Here is a 274-nt window from a genome sequence, read left to right as displayed (position 1 = left end):
CGTCAAGGTGATGATTTCGGCCGGGTTCTTTGCCGTCTATGAGGAGCTTGGTCCGGCCTTCGAGAAATCGACGGGACACAAGCTCGTCACGACGCGCGGTCCTTCGGTCGGTGATTCACCGGAAGCGATTCCGACGCGTCTGTCCCATGGCGAGCCGGCCGACGTGGTGATCATGGACGGCAGTGGCGTGGACCTGCTGGAGCAGCGCAATCTGGCGCGGCCCGGAAGCCGGATGCCGCTCGCGGAATCCTTCATCGGCATGGTGGTCCGGGCC

Annotated in this window: 1 protein-coding gene; it reads left to right on the top strand. The window is 64.6% G+C overall.

Annotation, left to right across the window (positions count from 1 at the left end; translation table 11 throughout):
• The coding region (locus C1X29_RS29890) for a substrate-binding domain-containing protein (protein WP_146023304.1) at positions 1-274 on the top strand (274 nt) is incomplete at both ends.

The sequence above is a fragment of the Pseudomonas sp. GW456-12-10-14-LB2 genome (assembly GCF_002884345.1).
Classification (GTDB): domain Bacteria; phylum Pseudomonadota; class Gammaproteobacteria; order Pseudomonadales; family Pseudomonadaceae; genus Aquipseudomonas; species Aquipseudomonas paraglycinae.
The sequence above is the reverse complement of the archived record's forward strand: the minus strand, read 5'-3'. Positions and strand labels throughout refer to the sequence as shown.